This is a genomic window from Vibrio sp. 03_296 (genome assembly GCF_002265885.1).
This window is the reverse complement of the sequence record NZ_NPKW01000073.1, coordinates 1-681: the sequence shown is the minus strand read 5'-3', so window position 1 is coordinate 681 and position 681 is coordinate 1. Positions and strand designations below refer to the sequence as shown.

Annotated in this window: 1 protein-coding gene; it reads right to left on the bottom strand. The window is 39.6% G+C overall.

The features are described 5' to 3' along the window. Nucleotides 1-86: 86 nt before the first annotated feature. Nucleotides 87-254, bottom strand: a complete 168-nt coding sequence (locus tag CIK04_RS35510) for a DUF3265 domain-containing protein (protein ID WP_097353636.1) — start codon at nt 252-254, stop codon at nt 87-89. Between the last annotated feature and the right edge of the window lie 427 nt (nt 255-681).

Below are 681 nucleotides of genomic sequence, written 5' to 3'. Positions count from 1 at the left end.
TGATCATTTCCATATTGGTTTTCCTTTGAAATAAGGAAGTATATAGAAACCAAGCTTCACTCGATAGTGTTTTGAGTTGGAGCTTATTACGATAAATTGGTATAACGCTGCGTTAAGGGGTGAGTGCCGCCTAAACCAAGTTTCCGCACACCACTTTCACCACAAAAATCACCGCAAACCAAAAATGCCACGCGGCATGAATCCCGCTTAAACGCCTTGTTATGTTTAAGACTCGAACGGTTAAGTTTTACGATACCAAGAGCTTAACTCGACTTATCTTTGAAAACCAAAGTTAGAAGCTAAAAAGCTGAATTAACTCATAAATTTGATTGTACTGACATTGAGATTTTAGTGTGAGAAACCGAAAGCTGGTGCTCAAACGTTGAAACTAACATCGCTTCATTCGACTCACAAACGCACTGAACTTTAATGAGGCAACTCTCTGAATTTTTAGCGCCCACGAATTGGAGTCCAGAAAACAGCGACCACTAAACGTAACTTGCCGAAAAGACCAAAATTAGAAAGCTGAGAAAGCAAAGAAAAGATGCAACCAACTGATTTTAAGTGATTAAACATAACGCCGCATTAAGGTGTGAGCAACGCTAACACGAAACAAAACCATACCACCATAAACACAAAACCCAACGATGACATCAAAATGACCAAGCGTTGGGAATCACT